Origin of the sequence: Prevotellamassilia timonensis (assembly GCF_021531665.1) — a bacterium.
GTDB lineage: Bacteria > Bacteroidota > Bacteroidia > Bacteroidales > Bacteroidaceae > Alloprevotella.
In genome coordinates this window covers 24,231-47,358 of the sequence record NZ_JADYUH010000009.1, presented here as the reverse complement: position 1 = coordinate 47,358, position 23,128 = coordinate 24,231, and the positions used below count along the sequence as shown (strand labels likewise).

At 55.6% G+C, this 23,128-nt stretch carries 11 protein-coding genes and 1 tRNA gene; 9 read left to right on the top strand and 3 right to left on the bottom strand.

What is annotated here, in order from left to right; genetic code table 11:
- Positions 1 to 304: 304 nt before the first annotated feature.
- Positions 305 to 1,669: a histidine--tRNA ligase gene (hisS, locus tag I6E40_RS03425; RefSeq protein WP_235385508.1), complete on the top strand. Its 1,365-nt coding sequence runs from the start codon at positions 305 to 307 to the stop codon at positions 1,667 to 1,669.
- 264 nt (positions 1,670 to 1,933) lie between these two features.
- Here the strand turns inward: hisS and I6E40_RS03420 are convergent, their stop codons facing one another.
- Positions 1,934 to 2,080: a hypothetical protein gene (locus tag I6E40_RS03420; protein WP_235385507.1), complete on the bottom strand. Its 147-nt coding sequence runs from the start codon at positions 2,078 to 2,080 to the stop codon at positions 1,934 to 1,936.
- Between the two features lie 469 nt (positions 2,081 to 2,549).
- Between I6E40_RS03420 and I6E40_RS03415 the strand changes: the two genes are divergently transcribed.
- Complete coding sequence (locus tag I6E40_RS03415; protein ID WP_235385506.1) at positions 2,550 to 3,884, top strand: NADP-specific glutamate dehydrogenase; 1,335 nt, start codon at positions 2,550 to 2,552, stop codon at positions 3,882 to 3,884.
- Between the two features lie 352 nt (positions 3,885 to 4,236).
- On the opposite strand, the gene I6E40_RS03410 is transcribed toward I6E40_RS03415, so the two are convergent.
- Positions 4,237 to 6,870 carry a hypothetical protein gene (locus I6E40_RS03410; RefSeq protein ID WP_235385505.1) on the bottom strand — a complete coding sequence of 878 codons (2,634 nt, stop codon included), beginning with the start codon at positions 6,868 to 6,870 and terminating at the stop codon, positions 4,237 to 4,239.
- A gap of 793 nt (positions 6,871 to 7,663) precedes the next feature.
- On the opposite strand from I6E40_RS03410, the gene I6E40_RS03405 reads away from it, so the two are divergent.
- Together I6E40_RS03405 and I6E40_RS03400 are read left to right on the top strand one after the other, a co-directional pair.
- Positions 7,664 to 14,728 (top strand): alpha-N-acetylglucosaminidase, encoded by a 7,065-nt coding sequence (locus I6E40_RS03405; protein WP_235385504.1) that lies wholly within the window; start codon positions 7,664 to 7,666, stop codon positions 14,726 to 14,728.
- A 10-nt stretch (positions 14,729 to 14,738) separates the two neighbouring features.
- Positions 14,739 to 14,921 (top strand): hypothetical protein, encoded by a 183-nt coding sequence (locus I6E40_RS03400; protein ID WP_235385503.1) that lies wholly within the window; start codon positions 14,739 to 14,741, stop codon positions 14,919 to 14,921.
- Positions 14,922 to 15,350: 429 nt separating this feature from the next.
- Here I6E40_RS03400 and I6E40_RS03395 read toward each other — a convergent pair.
- Positions 15,351 to 15,432: transfer RNA gene (locus I6E40_RS03395), tRNA-Leu, on the bottom strand.
- Between the two features lie 286 nt (positions 15,433 to 15,718).
- Between I6E40_RS03395 and dapB the strand changes: the two genes are divergently transcribed.
- The 5 genes from dapB (at position 15,719) to I6E40_RS03370 (ending at position 22,084) form a co-directional block, all read left to right on the top strand.
- Positions 15,719 to 16,474: a 4-hydroxy-tetrahydrodipicolinate reductase gene (dapB, locus tag I6E40_RS03390; protein WP_235385502.1), complete on the top strand. Its 756-nt coding sequence runs from the start codon at positions 15,719 to 15,721 to the stop codon at positions 16,472 to 16,474.
- A gap of 85 nt (positions 16,475 to 16,559) precedes the next feature.
- Positions 16,560 to 18,044 (top strand): S26 family signal peptidase, encoded by a 1,485-nt coding sequence (locus tag I6E40_RS03385; protein ID WP_235385501.1) that lies wholly within the window; start codon positions 16,560 to 16,562, stop codon positions 18,042 to 18,044.
- A 59-nt stretch (positions 18,045 to 18,103) separates the two neighbouring features.
- On the top strand, positions 18,104 to 18,712 hold the full coding sequence (locus I6E40_RS03380) for a hypothetical protein (RefSeq protein WP_235385500.1): 609 nt from the start codon (positions 18,104 to 18,106) through the stop codon (positions 18,710 to 18,712).
- Entirely contained in the window at positions 18,709 to 19,335 is a 627-nt protein-coding gene (locus I6E40_RS03375) for a WbqC family protein (RefSeq protein ID WP_235385499.1), read from the top strand. The genes I6E40_RS03380 and I6E40_RS03375 overlap by 4 nt, the downstream gene beginning before the upstream one ends.
- 277 nt (positions 19,336 to 19,612) lie before the next feature.
- Positions 19,613 to 22,084, top strand: a complete 2,472-nt coding sequence (locus I6E40_RS03370) for a DUF6359 domain-containing protein (RefSeq protein ID WP_235385498.1) — start codon at positions 19,613 to 19,615, stop codon at positions 22,082 to 22,084.
- Positions 22,085 to 23,128: the final 1,044 nt, after the last annotated feature.

The following is a 23,128-nucleotide window of genomic DNA, read 5'->3' as shown; positions in this document are numbered from 1 at the left end:
GTAAAACCATAGTAAAACAATCTTTTTATAAACACCCCTTGACTTCGGTCAATCCAACCTTCAAGCAAGGTTTCAGTTCTCTCTCAACTTCTCCCTCGGGAATCTGTCGCAAGAACAGAAGAATGCGGGAAACGCGCTCACAAAGTGTGTTTCCCGCATTCTTTTTGGAACTTTCAAGACCGTCACACGCGCCTCCGAGGGAGTTCTGAGAACGCGCGTGACGAAAAAATCGTAACTTTGCACCCGATTCTGCGGAACACACCGCAAAGCCTCCCTCTTCAAACCGAACAAAACGAAAGCAACTATGGCTCAAAAACCTTCCATCCCTAAGGGCACGCGCGACTTCGGCGCCATCGAAATGGCACGCCGCAACTACATATTCAACACCATCCGTGAGGTCTATTCGCTCTACGGCTTCCGCCAAATCGAAACGCCCGCCATGGAGAACCTCTCCACGCTCATGGGGAAATATGGCGAAGAAGGCGACAAACTGCTCTTCAAGATTCTCAACTCGGGCGACTTCCGCGGGAAGGTGACGCCGGAGGAATTCACTGAGAAAAGCGCCGCCGCCCTCGCCTCCGCTTTCTGCGAGAAGGGACTACGCTATGACCTCACCGTCCCCTTTGCCCGCTACGTCGTGCAACACCGCGAGGAACTGCAAATGCCCTTCAAACGCTACCAGATTCAGCCCGTTTGGCGCGCCGACCGCCCACAGAAGGGACGCTATCGCGAGTTCTATCAGTGTGACGCCGACATCGTCGGCTCCGACTCCCTGCTCAACGAGGTGGAACTGATGCAAATCGTGGACAAGGTCTTCACGCGCTTCGGCATCCGCGTCGCCATCAAAATCAACAACCGAAAAATCTTGAGCGGCATTGCGGAAGTGCTCGGCGCTGCCGACAAAATCGTGGACATCACCGTCGCCATCGACAAACTGGACAAGATTGGCACCGAGAAGGTGAACGAAGAACTCCGAACCGCCGGGCTTTCCGAAGAGGCTGTGGAGAAACTGCAGCCCATCCTCAACCTCTCCGGAACAAACACCGAGAAACTTGAAGTCATGCGCTCCGTCCTGGCAGAAAGCGAAATCGGACTGAAAGGAATTGAAGAAGTGGCGTTCGTCATGAATCTCCTGGAAGGAGCCTCACTGAACAACGTCCTGGAACTGGACTTGACGCTGGCACGCGGTTTGAACTACTACACGGGCTGTATCTTCGAGGTGAAAGCCCTCGATGTGGAGATTGGTTCCATCACGGGCGGCGGTCGCTACGACAACCTCACCGGCATCTTCGGACTTCCCGGGCTCTCGGGCGTCGGCATCAGCTTCGGTGCAGACCGCATCTACGACGTACTGACCCGTCTGGACCTCTATCCCTCTGCCACTCAGAGTGGTGCCCGTCTGCTGTTCTTGAATTTCGGCGAGCAGGAAGCCGCCCACTGTCTGCGCCTGGCAGTCGCCACTCGCCGTGCCGGCATCGCCACGGAGGTCTATCCCGACGCCGTGAAGATGAAGAAGCAGATGAGCTATGCCAACACGCTCCAGGTTCCCTTCGTCGCTTTGGTCGGCGCATCGGAAATGGAAGCGCAGCGCATCTCGCTCAAAGACATGACCACCGGCGAGCAGACCTCCCTCACTCTGGAAGAGGTCATCGAGAAGGTGAAAGGCTGAAATCTCCACGCTGCCCGGCGCTCCCCCGCTCAAGAAAGAGACTAAGAGACTAAGAGTCGAAGAGTCAAAGAGACTAAGAGACTAAGAGACTAAGAGACGAAGAGGAGCCTACCCCAACCCCTCCCTAAAGGGAAGGGCTTTGTCGCGAAGAGACGGAGAGTCGGCGCGGAGGTTGTTTGATGGCTTGAGCAGGGATTGAACAGGGTTTGAACAGGGTTTGTTCAATGGTTGTTCAATGGTTGTTCAATGGTTGGCGAAAGATTGTCACCATTTGTTGTGGGCTTTGGTGTCGGCAGAGAGCATGAATGCGGCTGTGGCAGCGGTTTCTGTTTCGTCTCCCATGAGTTTTGTTTTTTGAGGGTTGAGATTAGAGTTTATTGGGGTCGTTGTTTTTCCTGGAAGGCGTGGCAATTTTCTGCCACGGCGTGGCAAATTTTCGCCACGGCGTGGCAAAAAATCCGGATGCCTTGTGCGGTGGTGCGTCAGGGAGGATGTTTGGCTGTCTTCTTAGACGTTTTTTCTTTCATTTGTGTGATTACTACATCGGAGACTGTCGGGAGAGATGGCAAGCGATGAGGCGAGCGGACGAAGAACGGGAGCTGCGGCAGCCGAGGAAAGCTTAATTTGATTTGCACACTTTTCCGTCATTTATGCAAATATTTGAAAGAAAAGAAAGTTTATTCAACTTTTTTTGGAACTTTGTATAGAATCACGTAGTTTTGCTGACGAAAAGTAATTGCGGGGCGGTGCGTCGTGAATCTTGAACCTTGACACACCTCCTTTTCTTTTTCTGTGAAATCCTCACGGTTTTTCCACGAAATCCTTACGGTTTCATCTATTCCTTTTGTCATCTATTCATTCAACCCATAAAACAAAACACATGGAAGCTCAGAAAGTTCTGGACGAAATTAAACGACGTTTCCCCAACGAGCCGGAGTATCATCAGGCTGTGGAGGAGGTTCTTGGAACCATTGAAGAAGAGTACAACAAACACCCCGAATTTGAGAAGGCGAAACTCATCGAACGCCTCTGCATTCCCGACCGCATCTATCAGTTCCGCGTGAACTGGGTGGACGACAAAGGAGAAGTGCAAACGAACATGGGCTATCGCGTGCAGCACAACAACTGCATTGGTCCCTACAAAGGAGGCATTCGCTTCCACAGTTCCGTGAACCTCAGCATTCTGAAATTCCTTGCTTTTGAACAGACATTCAAAAACTCCCTCACCACGCTCCCCATGGGTGGCGGCAAGGGCGGTAGCGACTTCTCGCCGCGCGGCAAGAGCAACGCCGAGGTGATGCGATTCTGCCAAGCCTTCATGCTGGAGCTGAGCCGCCACATCGGTCCCGACACCGACGTGCCCGCCGGCGACATCGGCGTGGGAGGACGCGAAGTGGGCTTCATGTTTGGCATGTACAAGAAACTGACGCATGAGTTCACCGGCACGTTCACCGGAAAGGGACGTGAGTTCGGCGGCTCACTCATCCGTCCGGAAGCCACCGGCTACGGCAACGTCTATTTCTTGATGGAGATGCTGAAGACTCGCGGGGAAGACTTGAAGGGAAAGAGCGTGCTGATTTCCGGAAGCGGAAACGTGGCACAATACACCGCAGAGAAAGTCCTGCAGCTCGGCGGCAAGGTACTCACGATGAGTGACTCCGACGGCTATATCTACGATCCCGACGGCATCGACCGCGAGAAGTTGGACTACATCATGGAGTTGAAGAACCTCTACCGCGGTCGCATCCGTGAATATGCCGAGCAATACGGTTGCAAATATGTTCCCGGTGCGAAGCCCTGGTTTGAGAAGGCAGACATCGCCCTGCCCTCCGCCACACAGAACGAAATCAACGAGGAAGCCGCCAAAGCCCTCGTGGCAAACGGTGTGATTGCCGTCAGCGAAGGCGCCAACATGCCCTCCACTCCGGGTGCCATCCGCGTGTTCCAGGAAGCCAAGATTCTCTATGCGCCGGGCAAGGCTGCCAACGCCGGCGGCGTGTCGGTTTCCGGTCTTGAAATGAGCCAGAACTCCGAGCGTCTCTCCTGGACGGCAGAGGAAGTGGACCACCGTCTGCACCTCATCATGGAGGACATCCACCGCAACTGTCTGAAGTACGGCACCGAGCCCGACGGCTATGTGAACTACGTCAAAGGCGCAAACGTCGCAGGCTTCATGAAAGTCGCCAAAGCCATGATGGCACAAGGCATTCTCTGACGCCCAAGCGTTCAAAGACGCCGAAACATCTTCCCAAAAAAAGGACTGCGCAGAAAAATCTGCGCAGTCCTTTTTGCAAGAAAGAAATGCCGCGTGTCCACGCGGAGACTCTGAAACGAAAGAAATTATTACTGTCCGCTAAACTTTTCAAGAGGCAAATGAAAAGTTTAGCGGACAATAATAAACGGTTTTCTTTGAAGGTCGGATTCCGTTTACTTTGACGGACGGATTCTTTCCCATAAGAGACGTGTCGCACCGCCGGTTTTCTATCGTCCTTCCGTTCTTGCATTTTTCCACACTCGGGGCAGTCACCACGCTTTGTGACAAAACGCCGCGCCACGTCTGCCACTCTTCACCTCACGTCCAGGAGTCTGCCGTCGTCGGTCACGCCGCGCACGCTGATGTCGAGGCGTTGTTCCGGGCGGGCGTTGGTGTAGAAGATGAGGGAAGCCTTGCCCTGCGCGTCGGTCTTCACGGACGGTGCCCATTTCAGCGTGCGTCGGAGGTCCTTCTCGTTCGGCGCATCAAAGGTGCGATAGTCCGGTTCGTAGCATTTCTTCGGTTCCGTGAACCCTTGAATCATGCGACGCTCCACCCCGCGCTGACTTCTCACGCGGAACGCCTCGGGGTCTTGGTAGAGATACATTCTGTAGCGCGCCGTGCTGCGGTTCATCTGTTCTCCCGTGACGGCATTCTCCGCCAGTCCCTCCTCCACGATGTAGCAGGAGACGAACTCCTCTGCCTGCAGGTCCGCGTAGAGTTCCGGGAAGCGAGCCAGGAGAGAATCGTAGGACGTATTATTAATGTATATCTCCATCTTCCGCCCGCGAAGATTGTATTCCGCTGAAAGATTCCCGGTTTCATACTCCCCTTCTGTCAGCATGGTGTGGTCCACCGCCGCCTCCTGCTCCAGTTTGGAGAGGAAGGAGAAGAGTTCTCCGGGCTGATAGCCCATGTCCTTGTATCTGTCCACTTCCTGTCGGAGGTTATAGTAGTATGTGGCACGTCTCATCCCTGTTTTCTCTCCTCCGTCGTAGGTGTAGCGGTTTCCCGTGAAGCCGCGATATTTTCTTTTCACCTTCACCTCTGCGCCCTTCAGTTCCGTGATGCGCCGCATGGGAATCGTGTCTTTCCACTCGAAGGTCGGAGTAGCGAGCAGTTCCTGTGCGATGAGTGTGCTGTCGTGGTCAATCGTGAGGTCGAACTCCAGTTCCGGTCCGCGGAAGGGCTGTGGCTGCGGTGCGAACCAGCGGTCCAGGGACAAGCGGCTCCAGCGTTTCTTGCCGTCTTCGTTGCGCATGGTGAACTGAGCCAGATAGTCTCCCCAATAGTTCACCTGACTCTCAAAGGCAAACTCTCCCTTCTCGTCCGTGACGGTTTCTCCTTCGATGGCAGCACCGGTTTGGGAATATGCCTTCATGGACAGCGAGAAGCCCGGGCGCGGTTCGAAGCGGTTGTTATCTTTATAGACCGTGCCGCGGAGAATCAGTTTTTCCTCAATCGGTTGTTGCAGGTGGAAGGTGTCCGCTTCACACATGACGTCAAACGTGTTGGCGCTCCAGCCCTGCACCATCAGTAAGAGGTCCAACATGCGCCGGTGTGCCGCATCGTCTTTTTCAAAGTATAGGTCGGGGCGGTGCACATATCCCTTCACCTCCGAGGAGAGCAGGAGGTCGGCACAGAGTCCGCCGTCGTGGGAGGCGGTGATGTTGGCGTCTTTCTCGCGCACCGCCACAGAGAACGTGGTTCTGACCGGACGCCCCGCCGCATCCGTCACGCGGAAGGCAAGAACGGCGGGTTGAAAGGGGTCATAGACCGCCTCGTTCTGTTGCACCTCCACATTCAGCGTGCGCTCCTCCGAAGGCATCGGCGCACTCCAGAAGAGGCGCGAGGCGTGGCTTCGCCCTTTCGTGTCGAAAAGCACGAGGCGGTTGACGCCGCCGCGAAGGTTTTTCTTTTCCAAGAAGAAGCAGACCGGCTCCGCTCCGACGGTGACGGTGTCAAAATAGGTCACTCGCTCGCGGTGGAGAATCGCCAGCCCCAGCAGTTCCGCGCGTTGCGCTGCCTCGCCTCCTGCACTGACCGTGATTTCAATGCCGTCGGCTTCGGGAATGACGCGCAGCGCAAAATCCTCCGTGGCTTCGGGAAGGGGGATGCGCTTCTGCGTCTCATCCTCCCCGACGAGGGCATAGGCTTTCCCCACTCCGGCAGGAAGCAGAAAACTGCCTCTTCCCCGGCTCTCGGGTTGTGCCTCGGCAAGGCAGTCACCGTTCTCATCAAAGATTCTGACGGTTTCCTCGCACGCTCTTCCGCGTCCGTCGGTCAGTTCAAAGGCGATTTGCTGCTCGGCATCACGGACTCTCGCACCTCCCTCGGGATAGAATCTGAGGCGTAACCGGTTCCTGTCGCTCAGGAGATAGGGGCGCGGCTTGGCGAGCGTGACCTTGTCGTGGGGCATCGGCTGCGGAATGGAAAGGCTCTCAATGCCCTGCCGCGCATCCGTTCCGTTCGTCTTCATAGGATTGTGGGCAGCGAAGACGGGCAGCACACGCGAGAAGCACGCCGCCGCACCCCAATTGGTCATGGCACGAGTGTAGGCGCGCACTTCATAGTAGCCGCTTCTGACGGGAAACGCAAGCGAGAACGCCCCGTCGGCTTGTCCCAGCGAATCGACGGGAAGCACCTGCCGTTCGACCAGCTGACCGTCGGCATTGAGCAGTTCGACGTAGAGCACACGGCTCAGCGTAGTCGGTCTGAGGGAGGAGGCTCGCACGACGTATGCCTTATAGTGAACGGTGTCGTTCTCCACGTAGGAGGTATTGTCGAAATGGACATAGACCGTCTCGCGGGGATAGCGTCGGTCAAAACCCGAAGCGGCTTTGAAACGACTGAACAGACTGTCCGCAGCGGTGAGTTGAGAGAAAGAAGGCACGGCTGTGAGTAACCCACAGACAAGGGCGGTCAAGCGAAAGAAGGAACGAAACATGAAAAGACAAGTTTTGAATGATGCGGCAAAATTAAGGCTTTCAGAAGAAATGACGCAAAATTCGGCTTCGTTAAAGGCGGCTTCTATAAGTGGAGTATGTCCTTAGGGCGCGTCACTTTTTCCTTAGGGTTAGTCACTCTTTCCTTAGAGCGCGTCACTCTGCGTGCGCATCTCGTCACTTACCGCCGTGCCGCGGCATGTTTACCGCCGTGCCGCGGTAAGTAACAAATCGGCGGGAAGGAATGACAAAGCGGCGCGCAGGAGTGACTTGATGCCGTAAAATTTTAGCGGGCAGCCACGTTTTTTCCTTAGGCTCCGTCGCTCTTTCCTTTGGGTTCGTTACCTACCGCCCCACGGGCGGTAAACTTACCGTCCCACGGGCGGTAAACTTGCCGTCCCTCGGGCGGTAAACTTGCCGTCCCTCGGGCGGTAAACTTGCCGTCCCTCGGGCGGAAGCAAAAAGTCGGCGCGCAGGAGTGACGAAGCGCAGGAAAAAAGTGACTTGATGCCACCTAAAAGTGCCTACGCCGTCCATCCTTGCAAACGGCAAAAGCCTGCGGGCAAGAAGTCTGAGGAAACGGCAAAAACCGGACAACCGTGCGAATGAATAGCAAATAACAGGAGAAATGAGGCGCAGTGAAAAAAAATGTTTACATTTGCCACAAATTAATATATTAACGCTTCGGAACTGCATCTCGTACCTTAATGTATTAAGGGGGGAGTCAAAATGAAAGTTTTGACCACACCGTCCTCACAGCCTTGACAAATCAAATCTAATACTCATCATACACACATGAAAAGAATCCTCAACTTTTTGACCGTGCTCGCACTGCTTTGCACGGCATGGAGTCCTGTCTTCGCTGCGTCGAAGACGAACCCCACCGTGGTCACCGAAATGCTCGACCGCATCGGTGGCGCAGGAACGTCGGACCGCATCGTCACCATCGTGGACGATGCCCTCAGCACCAACGGCAAAGACATCTTTGTCATCACCTCGCAAGACGGAAAACCCTGCATCAAGGGTAACTGCATCCTTGCCGTGACGACGGGTATCAACTGGTATCTCAACCACCACGCCCACGTCAATCTGACCTGGAACCAGCTGACTGCTGATCTCTCGGCTGTGGACTTCCCCGTGCCCTTGGGCGAAGAGACCCACACCTGTTCGGCAGACCTGCGCTACTATCTCAACTACTGTACCTACTCCTACTCCTGCGCCCTGTGGACCACGGAGCGCTGGCTGCAAGAGATTGACTGGATGGCGCTGCACGGCATCAACATGCCGCTCATGCTCGTCGGTCTCGACGCCGTGTGGTATGACCTCTACACGCAGGAATACGGCTACACCGCCGCCGAAGTGAGCAAGCACGTGGCTGGTCCCGCCTTTCAGGCTTGGTGGGGCATGATTAACGTGGAAGGCCACGGAGGTCCCAACCCCAAGTGGTGGTATGAACGCTCCCGCGCCCTCTGCCAAACCATGCTTGCACGCATGCGCAGCTTCGGCATGACGCCCGTGCTGCCCGCCTTCTCGGGTGCTGTGCCCAACGACTTCGGCACCAAGGCAAGTGCCACCGAGGTGAACAACGCCGGCACGTGGCAGGGCATCACCGCTCCCGGTCTCATTGGTCACAAGAGCAACAAGTGGGAAGAGGTTTCCAAGAAATACTATGAGCACCTGAAGGCGGTGATGGGCACGTCCAAGTACTACGCCATGGACGTGAACCACGAAGGCGGCACGTATCTCCACAAAGATAATACTCCCCTCTCTTACAAAGACCAACCCGGTTTCATCCAGGCTCTCTACAGTGCCCTCTCCACCAACGTCAGCAGCGACGCGGTGTGGGTGGCGCAGGCTTGGGGACACAACCCCAGCAGCAACCTGCTCAACAACGTAGCCCAGGGCAAGCTCATGGTGCTCGACCTCTTCGGCGAGAACGACCCGCGCGGCAAGAATGGAAGCTTCGGCAACCACAACTTCATCTACTGCATGCTCCACAACTTCGGTGGCCGCATCGGTCTGCACGGACGTTTCGACAAAACGATGGACAACTATTATGCCTCGCTTTCCGCCAAGCCCAACCAGTGCAAGGGTATCGGCGCCACGCCCGAAGGCATCGAGACGAACCCCATGCTCTATGACATGCTCTTCGAACTGCCCTGGATGGAGAAACCGGCAAACAAGTTGGACTGGGTGAAGGAATACACCACCTCACGTTACGGTCAAGCCAACGTCCAGGCGCAGAACGCCTACGACAAACTGTATCAATCGGTCTATAACTGCACCACCGGTCAGCAAGGCACTTCCGAACCCATCGTCTGCGCACAGCCCAGCCTCACCGCCTCCAAGGTGTCGGCATGGAGTACGGGAGTGATTTCCCACAACACGGACTTTGTGATTGAAGCCGCCGACGACCTGCTCAGCCAGGTGGAGACGCTCTCCGGTAACAACTACAACTACGACCTCCTCGACGTGACCCGTCAGGCACTCACTGACTACGCCATGACCCTGCTCCAGCAACTCAACACCGACTGGAACAACGGCGGAAAAAACAACGCTGACTTCGCACCGCGCGCCCAGCACTATCTCAACCTCATCGAGGGCATTGACAAACTGCTCAACACCCACCAGAGTTACCGCTACGGCAACTGGGGCGCAATGGCACGCGCCATCGCCTCCGAACCTGCCGCCGTGGCAGGCGGTGCCACCAGCGCCGACGCTGACTGGCTGGAACACGACAACCTCCGACTCCAAATCACAAGTTGGGACACAAAGAACAACTGGTCGCTCTTCGACTACTCCAACCGCGAGTGGGGCGGCATGCTGAAGGACTACTATCTGGCTCGCTGGAAACTCTTCTTCGACAACAAGCTCAACGGAACCGCCCTGCCTTCTTCCTGGTATGCATGGGGCAAAGGCTGGCAAAAGGACACCAACCACACCTACACTTACACCGCCGCTCCGGAAGGCAACACCAAAACCATCGCCAAGGAGCAGTTCGACACCTACTTCTGGCCGCTCACCGACACGAAGGGGAACAAGAACTACGTGCGCCGCCACGTGGAGCAGACGCTGAAGAATGATGTGTATGCTACACAGGGCTATCGCGGCGAAAACTACATCGTCCCCCTGCCCAACGGCGCCACCCTCTCTTCGCTGAGCATCGACCTCAACAACGACGGTGCCTACGGCGATGGCGAGACCTTCACCGAAGCCACTGTTGCCATCCCTGCCGGAGCTGCCGCAGGTCTGGTCAAAGCACGCCTCGTCCTGGACGACCAAACCGTGCTGAACTATCAGCTCGCACTGGCTGACAACATCACCGAAGCCCGCACCGTCAGCGTCAGCCTCGCTGCAGGATGCGAAGACATGGGATCGGTCAGCATCGACGACCACGACGGCACAAGCGTGACCACCACCGACTATCTCACCCTCCGTGCCAACGCCAATTCGGGCTATGACTTCCTGAAATGGAACGTGGACATCGACGGCACGATGAGCGAGAGCACCGACAACCCCTTCCACTACTATGGCAAAGAAGCCGCCACCCTCACTGCCCACTTCGTACAGAGCATCTGGGGCGTGCCCGGCGAGGACTGGACCGATGCCGGTGACATCCGCAACAACCAATACGTCACTGCCATCTCCTACACCCAGGACGACAACACCACCGAGATTTACTCCGCATCGGAAGTGCCCGCCACCCTCTTCAACACCGCACCGACCCTCGTCCAGGTGGCAAAAGGCAGCAGTTTCAAGGTGAACCTGACAGATGCCGGCAACTTGGGCTATTGCAACCTCTCTGCCTACATCGACCTCAACTGCGACGGCGACTTCGACGATGAGGGCGAACTGGTTGAAGCGCGTGGCAACAAGGGAGGTTATTTCAGCGGCATCTGCAACGACCCCATCACCGTGCTCCTCCCCTACGACATGCCGACCGGCATCACCCACCTGCGTCTCCGCTTTGATGGCGCCTGGAAGAGTGGCTACGACAGCGAGACCGGTGCCTTCCCCGCCAAAAACACGCTCAACCGCATGTGCTACGAAGTGCTCGTCAACGTGCTCGACAAAGCCAACCACGCCACCCACATCGTCATCCAGAGCGAGGACGAGAAGAAGGGAACCGTGCGCAACATCACCGGTGTCACCGGCTTGGACATTGACGTACCCGTCGGCACGCAAATCTGCATGGAAGCCTTCCCCGAAGGAGAGTATGTCTTTAAATACTGGGAAGACCAGTATGGTCGCGTGGCTTCCACCGATGCCAGCTTCTACTACTATCCCGCCGAGAGCGGCACGTTCACTGCCCGCTTCGGCTATCCCTCCGTCCAAATCGACAAATGGACTGCCACCGTCAGCGAAGACGGTGCCACGGGCTATGTCATCACCGCACTTGAAGGCGAAGGCCCGCTGAACATCCCCGAATCCTTCGACGGCTGCACCTTCAACGCCATCAAGAAAGGCGCGCTGCAGAACCTCCCGACCCTGACCGCCCTTCATCTGCCCTCCACCCTCACCTCCATCGGCAAGGCACAGGAAACGCTGAGCCTGACGGGAGCAGGAACCGAGAATGCAAAACTCAATCCCGAGGAGACGCTCGCAAGCAACGGAAAATGGAACGTGCATCTCGACGTGGAGAACGACGGCAGCACCTACAACTCCTGGGGCTCCGGTCTCTTCGCCACCGGCACTGGTGCATTGAACCCTGACTACACCGGCGGATTTCAACTCTATCTGGCTAAAGCAGGCAAACTCGTCATCAAGGTGAACTGCGGTGAAGGCGGGAAATACACCAGCACCCTCACCATGGGCGCCAACTTCTCCGTGGACCTTGACTATGACGGTGCAGCACAGACCGTCAATGTGACGCTCACCAACGCAGAGGGGAACACGGAGACGAAGAACTACAGCGGTTTCACCCTCAACGACATCAGCACCTTCTCCTCCTCCATCCCCGCAGGCGTCAATTTCACCGCCTTCCTCACCGACCTCAACGCGTCGCCGCTCAAAGGCAGCACGGCACTGAAGAGCCTCACCGTGGCAGACGGCAACACCGCCTTCAAGGCTGTGAACAACGTGCTCTACACCGCTGACGGCACCACCCTCCTCGCCTATCCCGAAGGACTGACCACCCACCGCTTCAACCTGCCCGCCAACGTGACCTCCATCGCCGGAGGTGCCTTCACCGCCGCACCCCAACTTGACCGCATCGTCGCCACCGCCGCGACGCCTGCCAAGGCAAAGCCCAACGCCTTTGCCAAGGGGTTTCAGACCTACGTGCAGGCGAACGGAAAGGAAGCAGCCTACCGCACCGCCTGGCTGCAACCCATGCTCTGGAGCGTGGCAGCGGGCAACAATCTTGACGCGACCGACGTGCCCGCCACGGACATGATTGAACTCTGCGCCACCGACGATGCCACCGCCACCGCCACAAACCTCAACGGTCAGCCGCTCTCCTACACCCGCACGCTGAGCAACGACCGCCTCTATCCCCTCTACTTCGCTGCTGCACCCACCGCCATCTTCATTGACGGACTGACCACGGAGGAAGCGGCAGGAAGCCTCATCAACTACACCTACGCGGACAACGCCTGGACTCGCGCCGCCACCCTCGCCGCGGGGGCAAACATGCTCTCCCTGCCCTCCATCTACACAGGCAAGAGCGTGACCTTCCGCACCACGGGCATCGGCACCAGCGCCACCACCGGCTTCGGCGGTAACGCCACAGCGGCTGCGGAAAACGCTACGCCGATCTATGTCTATGACGCGACCAACAACGCGTTCAACTACTCCGCCGGAACTGCCACCGCCTCCCTCTCCCCTTTTGACGCCGCGCTCTACTATGCCGACGGCGACGCCAGCGTGGCAGGTCCCGACCGCGCGAACGACTGCCCCAACGTGGCTTGCACACTCCTATATAATTATGGAGACGGCACGGTGACGGTGAACAAGGAAATCGCGCAATTCTCAGAACTGACCACCACGTCGGAAGCCGTGGCAGCCGACCACTACTCCATCCAAAGTTTCGGCGACGAGGCTGCTGCCACCGCCACCGTCACCGCTGCGGGACAGGAAGTGAAAATCAACTGCTCCCTGGACTTCCCGATGGAATTCACGAAAATCAAGAACAGTTCGTTTGAAGACGAAGGTACTTGGTATCTTTTCACTGTTCGTGGTAAACTTGCCACCGTTTGTCCTGAATGGAACGAGACAAAGTTGGTCAGCGACGCTGCTGCCATCCTCGAAGCCGACCGTCTCTTCTGCTTCGTCAAGGACGACGCTTCGCTCCAAGGCGTGAGCATCTACTCCTACAAGAACGGAGCCACTGCCCCGCTCAAAGCCAAAGGTACGGGCGACGGCACTTCTCTGCCTTATGATAACTCGCAGACCGGCGCTTCAGTCTTCAATGTGAATGACTACACCGACGCTGCCGGAGGCTTCTACCTCACGGTCACTCCTTCCGATAAGACTTTTATCCTTGGCGACTGGTACTCTGCAAACTATCTTAAATACACCGGAAGCAACAACGCTACAGACGAGCATCGTTTCAAGTTAGTCAAGACGGGACAGGAAATTGCGGACGAACTGAAAATTGCCGTCAACACCGGCGACGACCTGCTCCTCGTAGGTGCCGTACTGGAAACAGCGTCTCCCGCCCTGCGGACAGCTGCGCAAAACTACGCAGCCAACCCCACACAAGGCAACTTCACTGCGTTGGTCAATGCCTATGCCTCAGCAGACGTGAAGACCGCCACCACCAAGCAACCCGAAGAAACGAAGTTCTATCAACTCATCTCACCCTACGATGCTAACCTCGCCGGCTGCATCGTCAGCAGCATCGCCATCACCGACACCGAAGGCGGCAACTCCACCTACGGCGACCGAGACCTCCAAATCGCTGACCCCGGCGTGAGAAGCGTTGCCGAAACGGCATGGGTGATGGAGAAGAATGCCGAGAATGAATACTACTTCCGCCACGCCAACTCGGACTACTATATTGCCAACCTCTCCGCTTACAACGACATGGCTGGCATGGAAGTGACGGTCAACAAGGGTTGGACCGAACCCTTCGTCCTGGCTAACATCAACAACGACAACCTGCTCTGGTCCATCCGCAGCAAGAACAACAGTTCCAAATATCTCCACGCCGGCACTGGCAAAGGAACCGGAATTGGACGACTCATCTGCCGCACGGACAACCCCGCCACGAACAGAGGCTTGCAATGGCACATCCGCGAAATCACCGAGGTGCCCGTCACCATCGGTGCCGCCAAATGGGCAACGCTCTGCCTCCCCATGGCGGTCACCATCCCCGACGACGCTTCGCTGCATGTGTACTATGTGAGCGAAATTGCTGACAACGGTGCCATGACCCTGCAAGAGGTCAGCGCAGGAGAAAACCTCGCTGCGAAACAGCCCGTCCTGCTCTACTCCACCTCGTCCAACGCCTCTGACACCTACACCTTCGCCGTCACCACTTCGGGCAACACGCTGACCAACAAACTCTCCGGCACAACGGCACGCCGAAAAGGATTCAACGCAAGCAACGCCACCGCAGCAGCCGACATCACCATCCCCTACTACGGACTCGGCATCTTCAATGAAGCCGTCGGCTTCTATCCCGCCACGTCCAACATCATCGCTGCCAACAAAGCGTATCTCCTCAAATCTGCTCTTCCCACCGGAGCACAGGGTGCAGCATCCCTCTTCTTCAACTGGACGACAACCGGACTGACGGAGGCAACCACCGGGAAGAAAGCAGAACGCTACTATGACCTCAACGGCCGCCTCGTTCCCTACCCCACCACTGGCGTTTACATCAACGGAGAAGGCAAGAAAGTATTCATCAAAAAATAAATTTGACGAAATGAAAAAGAAACAATATACCACCCCTACTGCGCTTTCCATGGAACTGGCGGTTGAAAACCTGCTCGCCACAAGTCCCGGAGAACTGGAAGTCAAGCAGGACGACGAGAACAACATCTCCGACGAAGGCGGCTTCCTCTCCGACTCACGCGACAACGACTTCCACCCGTTTTGGAAGGAATGAGTCCCACAGAAAACAAGACTGACACACCGCCACGGCGAAACAGGACAAAAGACTGACACGCCGCCACGGCGGAACAGAACAAAAGACTGACACATCGCCACGGCGAAACAGAAAGTGACCCGAAGCAAAGCCACAAGGCAATGTTTCGGGTCACATCATTTGACACCTATTTACACTCTTGAGGGTGTGACAAAATGCACATTTTGGCTTCACCCTTGAAGGTGCGTCAGAATGACTAAGATGCAAGGCGCTGAGGATGAGGGCACAGGGAGTGTACTGAAGTACATGACCAAGCCCGAATCCGATAGCAACGAAGCAGATTGGCTATTATGACACACCGCCCACAGACACTCTCACTTTTGGCAACCCTTTGGCAACCCATAATCAAAAAAGTCCTTGTAAGGATTGAACCTACAAGGACTTGTGTCGTACCCAGAGCCGGGGTCGAACCGGCACGGGTTGCCCCACTGGTGTTTGAGACCAGCGCGTCTACCGATTCCGCCATCTGGGCCTTTGCTTCCGGTCTCGCAACGCCTCAAAGAGGAGTCTTGCTGACGAAAAGCGGTGCAAAGATAAGGCGTTTTTCATTTACTGACAAGAATTTCGGCGTTTTATGTGCAATATTTTGGAAAAAGCCCCGGCAAACGCGGTTCTCGGCAGTCAAATTTGTGAAAGACAAACGAAAAAGGTAATTTTGCCGCACATTCTGAAGACTCGTCCCCTCGCAGCGGACACCTTATTTATATAAGTTTCTCCTCTAAGAAAGAATCCACTCAAACTAATTTATAGACCCCCTTATGAAAATTGCACTGATTGGCTACGGGAAAATGGGGCGCATGATTGAAGAAATCGCCCTCCACCGTGGACACGAAATTGTCTGCATCATTGACGTGGACAATAAAGAAGATTTCGACTCCGATGCCTTCCGCAGCGCGGAAGTGGCGATTGAGTTCACCTCCCCTACTGCTGCCTACGGCAACTACCTCCGCGCCTGGGAGCAGGGCGTCAAGGTTGTCAGTGGTAGCACCGGCTGGCTCGCCGACCACGAAGCCGACGTGCGCCGCGCCTGCCGCGAAGAGGGTCACACGCTTTTCTGGGCGTCCAACTTCTCACTCGGCGTCGCCATCTTCTCTGCCGTGAACAAATATCTGGCGCGAATAATGAACGCCTATCCCGACTACGACGTCTGCGAAGTGGAAACACATCACGTCCACAAATTGGACGCGCCGAGCGGAACAGCCATCACACTCGCCGAGCAGGTCTGCGCCTCTCTTGACCGCAAAAGCGGCTGGGCAAAGGGAGAGGTGAGAAATCCCGACGGAACGGTGAGCGGAAGCAAAGACTGCCCCGCGGACAAACTCCGCATCGATGCCGTCCGCGAAGGAGAGGTGCCGGGCATCCACACGCTGACCTACGATTCCGAAGCCGACATGATTCAAATCACTCACTCCGCCCACAACCGAAAGGGATTCGCTCTCGGTGCCGTGCTCGCGGCGGAGTTCACCGCCACTCATTCCGGCTTGCTGACCACAGACGACCTCTTCCAATTCTGACGGCAGCGGCGCAACTGCCCAACGCAGCATGTTCCCGTTCAACACACCGGCGGCTCTCAAAGAACCTAAGTCATCAAAAGAAAATATGTCCAAAAAGAAAACAAACGCAAAAGCACTCGGATGGACAAAGTTCATCGTTTGCACCGTTCTTTATCTCCTCTTCCTCTACTGGGTGGAATCTTGGTGGGGACTTCTCGTCGTTCCTTTCATCTTTGACTGTTTCGTCTCCCACAAAATCAAGTGGGGCTGGTGGCGCGAGCCGGAAGTGTCGCCCGCCGTTCGCTTCATCATGGGATGGGTCGATGCCATCGTCTTTGCGCTTGTCGCCATCTACTTCCTCAACCAGTTCTTCTTCCAGAACTTCGTCATCCCCTCCTCCTCGCTGGAGAAGACCCTGCTGACGGGAGACTATCTGCTGGTGTCAAAGGTGGCATACGGTCCGCGCATCCCGCAAACACCGCTCTACGTCCCCATGACGCAACACACCGTTCCCCTGCTCAACTGCCAAAGTTACACGACCGCCGTGCAGTGGGACTATCGACGCGTGAAAGGACTCGGCAAGGTGCAACTCAATGACATCGTCGTCTTCAACTACCCCGCCGGAGACACCGTGGCACTGAACCAACAGAACCAGGATTACTATCGTCTGGCATATCAAATGGGAGACCAAATCCTCGGCACACCCGGCGAGACGCCCATAGAACCCACCATTCCCGCCTCAAGAGCCATCACGGACGACATGGACTTTGCCGCTCAGCAGAGCCTCTATTCCAAAATCTATGCCGCAGGCACAGCCTACATGAAGCAAAACGCCGAGGAGTTCGGCGACATCAAGGCACGCCCCGCAGACCGCAGAGAGAACTACGTGAAACGATGCGTCGGACTGCCGGGACAGACGCTCCAAATCCGTCAAAACAAGATATATCTGACCGATGCCAACGGCAAGACCTTCCTCAACCGCGACGCCGAAGACGTGCAGTATGCCTACGAAGTGACCTTCAAGACCGACCTTCCCGAAGACCTGAAGAAGGAATGGGGCGTCACGGACGAAGACCTCTACACCGTGCGCAGCGGAAACGTGGTGGTGATGCCACTGACGCAGGCTGTGAAGAAAGCCATGCAGGCTCGCCCCGACCTCGTGGAGAAGATAAAGCCGGCACAACCCGCCGACGAATGGCTCTATCCGCTCAACATGAAGAAAAACTGGACCACCGCCAACTACGGTCCCGTCTGGATTCCCAAGAAAGGTGCCTCACTGAAACTCACCACCGAGAACCTCCCCATCTACGAACGCCCCATCCGAGTCTATGAAGGAAACCAACTCGAAGTGAAAAACGGAAAGATATTCATCAACGGGAAACAGACAGACACCTATACGTTCAAAATGGACTACTACTGGATGATGGGCGACAACCGCGACAACTCCCTCGACTCTCGTTTCTGGGGTTTCGTGCCTGAAGACCACGTGGTGGGAAAACCGCTCTTCATCTGGATTTCGCTTGACCCGGACTACGGATGGTTCAACGGTCACGTCCGCTGGAACCGCTTCTTCAAAAACGCAGGAAACTGAGTTCCCCTGCCGCCGCAGATGGCGTCCTCCCACGCGGCAGCCAAACCCAAACCGTTCCCATGAAACGTTTTCTTCGCATTCTCCTTCCCCTGCTGTGTGCCGCACTCCTTCTGCTGAGTGTGCGCACACTGCTGCTGGGCGTCTATCGTCCGACGGAAACGGCAAGGGAGAGCGGGAAAACGCAACTCGTCTTTGTCAACCTGACGGCATACGGACTGAGACTTCCCTTTGAAGAATGTTTCGGACCCCACCGCTGGGGCTACCGCCGCTCCGCCGTTGGCGACAAGGTGGCATATCGCCTCCTCGGTTCCGACCGCGTCTGCCTCGGCATCTGCCGCGCACTGCCCGGCGACAGCATCAGCGTGGATTTGACGCGCCGCCACTTGTCCTCCGCAAAGCCCGGCTCCTCCGATTCACTGTTTGTGGTGCCCGCCGCCGGTCGTGCGGTTGCTGTCACCCCGCTGAACGCTCGCATGCTCACCGTCTTGAAACGCCGTTTCGAACACAGCCACGCCAAGGTCAGCCTCAGAGGACGCATCTTCCTGGATGGACAACCTTTGGACAGTCTGCGTTTCAACGAAGACTATTACCTTTTGGAAACGCAACCGCAGACTTTCACCCTCATCCCTCACTCCGCCCTCGTGGGCAAGATGGTCTTAGAACTATGATTATCCTCAGCACCGCCTATCTTGCTCCCATTCACTTCTACGCTCGACTCTATGCAGCCCGCGAAGCCGTGGTGGACATCCACGAGCACTATGTGAAGCAGACCTACCGCAATCGCTGCTGCATCGCCACGCCGCAGGGGGTGCTCGCGCTCACCGTCCCCGTGGTGCGAAACAAAGACGGGCGCGGCAGCATCTGCGAAGTTGAGGTCTCTTCCCACGGGAACTGGCGACACCTGCATTGGAACGCACTCGTCTCGGCGTATGAGCGCAGTCCTTTTTTTGAGTACTACGCCGACGATTTCAAACGCGTGCTTGACACGGACTTCCGCCTGCTGACTGACCTGAACCGCGCTTTCCACGAGTTGGTGGTTGAACTCCTCGAATTGGACTGCCACGTTCAAGAAAGCACGAACTATCAGACCGCCTGTCCCGGCGACCTTGACCTCCGCACAGTCATCTCTCCCAAAGCACCCTCCACCGCAGACGCCGCCTTCCATCCGGCGCCCTACTATCAAGTCTTCGCCGACCGCACCGGCTTCCTCCCCAACCTCAGCATCGCGGATCTTCTGTTCAACATGGGACCGGAAAGCCGCCTCATCCTCCGCGACAGCCTTACCGGCTGATTCTTGGATGCTTGCCGAACGGGAAGTTCCGAGCGCATGCCGAACGCGGAGGTTCTCGGTGCACCGAATCTCTCCGAACAAAGAAGCAGAGAGCACACCATGAGCCGCGCCCTTTCCTTGCACATTTGCGGCAGTTAGGAAACAAGTCTTTCTGTCCTTCTCCTCGGTTCATGAAATCTTCACGTTGTTTTCTTTGTGCCGTGTTGTTTTAATCCCTAACTTTGCCCCGTAGAAAACAAGAACCTAACCATATTAACTTTTTAATTACTTATTCATTATGAAAAAAACATTACTCTTGATGTGGGCTTTCGTGATGAGCATCGTGGCTGGCTTCGCTCAGACCGCCACCTTTGATTTCACGAATCCCACGGGATTGACACCCTCGGTGACACCCGACGCTGTCAAAAGCACCACTGGTGTTGATGTGACCGGCAAAGTGTTTACCGATGGCGACGTTGCTTTTGTTGCCACCAAAGGCACAAATGGTGCTCGTGTATGGACCGCTGAGGTGAAGACCGAAACGGAAACTACTTACGCTTACGACCTCCGTGTTTATAAAAACGGTGGCACCATCACCATCACTGCCCCCTCTCCCATCACGAAGATCGACTTCGGCAGCAGTACGGTTCTTGCTACCGTGAAAGTAGGTACGCTTACCGGCACCGTTTGGACGGGTTCAGCCAATCAGGTTGTCTTCACCATGACCGGCACGAACAAAATCAAGACCGTCACCGTGACTTACGGCGAAGGCGGCACTGAAGGCGGCGAAGGCGGTACTGAAGGCGGCGAAGGTGGTACTGGCGAAGGTGGTACTGGCGAAGGTGGTACTGGCGAAGGCGGCACTGGCGAAGGCGGCACTGAAGCCACCACCCTTTGGAGCGAAAGCTTTGCCACTTCACTCGGCGCTTTCACTGCTGACGACAAGGTGCTTCCCTCTGCACTGACTTACGTTTGGTCTTACGACACTCGTGGTTACGCCAAGGCTTCTGCCTACAAGAGCGCTAACTATGCCGCTGAAAGTTGGCTCATCTCTCCCGAACTCAACTGCGCTTCCGCCTCCGACCTCCAACTCAGTTTCTCACACTGCATGGGCTACGGTGACGCCACCCGCTGGAGCACCGACTGCAAGGTGTATGTGCGTGCCGGAGAAACTGCAACCTGGGAAGAAGCCACCGTTTCTGCTTATCCCGCTTCCGATGGCGGCAACTGGAAGTGGACAGATGCCACAGTTGATATCGCCAAGTTCGCAGGAAAGAAACTGCAGTTCGCTTTCGTCTATACTTCCACTGACGCTGCTGCCTGCACCTGGGAAGTGAAGAATGTGAACATCACCGGCAAGGGCTCTATCGGCGAACCCGTCGTGGTCGTTCCCGAATACAACTCCCTCACTGAGCTGAAGGCTGCTGTCAGTGCATCCGCTACTGCTGCGAAGTTCAACTTCACCAACCTCCTCGTCACTGCTGTGGCGCAGAAAGGCACGAACTACTCTGTTTATGTCAACGACGGCACTGAGGCATTCCTCTTCTACGGCACCGGCGTGCCCAACTGCAAGAAGGGCGACAAGATTTCCGGAAGCCTGACCGGTGAACTCAAGAACTACTACGGCACTTACGAACTCCAAGCCATCTCTTCCTACGAAACCGTCACCGTTTCCTCTTCCGACAACGAAGTGGTTCCCGTGGCTAAGACCATCGCTGAACTCATCAGCGGCACAGCCACCTACGCTGACCAGAGCCTCCTCGTCAAACTCACCGACGTGCGCTTCGGTGCAGCGGCTCTCACCTCCAGTGCCGTTTCCATGGCTCAGGAAGACGAAGTGAGCGGAGACGATGTCGTCATGAATCTCTACGACAGCTTCGGCACGGTTACCTCCTACGTCTTCAACACCGAATGGCCCTGTGACGTGGTCGGCATCGTGGCTTATCGCAACGGCGCTCCTGTCATCTATCCGCTCAGCGAAGACGACATCACCATCAAGTCCACCCTCAAAGACCCCGAGCTCTCTTGGATGGCAAAGAGTGAAGAGGTTGTTTACAGAGAAGGTCAGACGACTTTTGTCATGAACAAAGCCAAGAGCAAGAGCGACGCCGCCATCACCTACGAATCTTCCAACACCGACGCTGCCACCATCGACGCTACCGGTAACATCACCGTGGTTGGCCCCGGCATCACCACGCTGACCGCTTCCGTGGCTCGCACTGCCACCTATCTCGAAGACGTTGCCACTGCCACCCTCTACGTTCGCAGCGAAGGCACCGGCGAAATTGGCAACCCCTATCTCACTGTGGATGCCATCTGCCTCAACGACGGAATCACCAAAGATGATTACGTTTGGGTGAAAGCCACCATCATGGGTATCATCTCCAACACTTCCACCGGCGCTTATTCCAAGATTGAAGACCTCACAGAGATTGTCGCCACCAACCTTGCTGTGGGCGATGGTCATGACTACCTCGCCGTGCAACTCCCGACAGGTGCCGTTCGTACTGCCCTCAACCTCAAAGATAACCCCAGCAACCAGGGCAAAGAAGTTTGGCTCCTCGGTCAGATGGTGAAATACTGCGGCGTGGCAGGTCTGAAGAATGTGAAAGACTACAGCTTCAACGGTACACCTGTGACTTCCGTTGGCAACGTCATCACTTCCGAAGGAAACGCTCCCGCTGTCATCTACACCATTGACGGTGTGCGCCAGAGCAAAGCTGTCAAAGGCTTCAACATCATCAACGGCAAGAAGGTGATTGTGAAATAAGACTCAACACTCGAAAAACGAATTGCCCGTCCTTTCACTGAAAGCAACGGAATGACAAACCGAGGCGGTGTGCCAAAACATAGATTTTGGCACACCGCCCTCATTGTGTGGGGGGGCTTACAGCAAAACTTGTGCCATGATGCCCTCAAAAGCGAACGCAGAAAAAAATGTGAAATAGGCTTCTCGCGCGAGGCGCGCGTATTCACCTTTCAAACCTATACGTTTTTCAAGGGTACATGCATTTCCTTCAAACCCTACACAGTTCGGGTTTAATGCTTGATAATCATAGGAGTTAGGTGTGTAGGGTTTGGTCTGTAAATTCTACACAAAACCCTTCATTGTGTAGGGTTGCGCGGCGGAGTGTGTAGGGTTGTGGTGAAGCAAAAAATATAAATGTAGGGTTGGGCGGAAATATGCAAAAACGCGGTTTTCATCCTACATTTTTGCCCTTCGAGCCTGTGTCGCTGAGAAAAGTTTTGCCTACTCGGCACGCAGTTTTACTTAGGAGCGCTCCCGGTTTTTCTTAGGTGCGCTCTTAGTTTTACTTAGGTGCGCTCCCAGTTTTACTTAGGTGCGCTCCTAGTTTTACTTAGGTGCGCTCCTAGTTTTTCTTAGGTGCGCTCCAAGTTTTACTTAGGTGCGCACCCGGTTAAAATTTGCCTTCCTCAAATTTTAATTTCCCTTCCTCAAATTTTAATTTGCCTTCCTCAAATTTTTCTTGCCCTTCCTCAAATTTTTCTTTGCCTTCCTCAAATTTTTCTTTGCCTTCCTCTAATTTTACTTAGGTGCGCTCCTAAGTAAAACTGCGTACCGTTGCAATGTAGGGTTTGCGCGTCGTTTTGTGTAGGGTTTTGACTTAGTTCTGTGTAGGGTTTCATGCAAGGTTCAATGTATGGTTTGTGTAGGATTTGTGTAGGATTTGTGTAGGGTTTGCAGCACAAACCCTACACAATGCAACAAACAGATAATCAGCGAGATGTAGGGTTAAATGTAGGGTTTTGTGTATAGTTTGTATAGTTTTTTGTTCGCCTTTTATTTACGTAT

Bases quoted from the DNA above. Each gene is read 5' to 3' on its own strand.
- hisS (WP_235385508.1), top strand. From the start codon at position 305: ATGGCTCAAAAACCTTCCATCCCTAAGGGCACGCGCGACTTCGGCGCC.
- I6E40_RS03375 (WP_235385499.1), top strand. From the start codon at position 18,709: ATGATTATCCTCAGCACCGCCTATCTTGCTCCCATTCACTTCTACGCT.
- dapB (WP_235385502.1), top strand. From the start codon at position 15,719: ATGAAAATTGCACTGATTGGCTACGGGAAAATGGGGCGCATGATTGAA.
- I6E40_RS03370 (WP_235385498.1), top strand. From the start codon at position 19,613: ATGAAAAAAACATTACTCTTGATGTGGGCTTTCGTGATGAGCATCGTG.
- I6E40_RS03385 (WP_235385501.1), top strand. From the start codon at position 16,560: ATGTCCAAAAAGAAAACAAACGCAAAAGCACTCGGATGGACAAAGTTC.
- I6E40_RS03410 (WP_235385505.1), bottom strand. From the start codon at position 6,870: ATGTTTCGTTCCTTCTTTCGCTTGACCGCCCTTGTCTGTGGGTTACTC.
- I6E40_RS03400 (WP_235385503.1), top strand. From the start codon at position 14,739: ATGAAAAAGAAACAATATACCACCCCTACTGCGCTTTCCATGGAACTG.
- I6E40_RS03405 (WP_235385504.1), top strand. From the start codon at position 7,664: ATGAAAAGAATCCTCAACTTTTTGACCGTGCTCGCACTGCTTTGCACG.
- I6E40_RS03415 (WP_235385506.1), top strand. From the start codon at position 2,550: ATGGAAGCTCAGAAAGTTCTGGACGAAATTAAACGACGTTTCCCCAAC.
- I6E40_RS03380 (WP_235385500.1), top strand. From the start codon at position 18,104: ATGAAACGTTTTCTTCGCATTCTCCTTCCCCTGCTGTGTGCCGCACTC.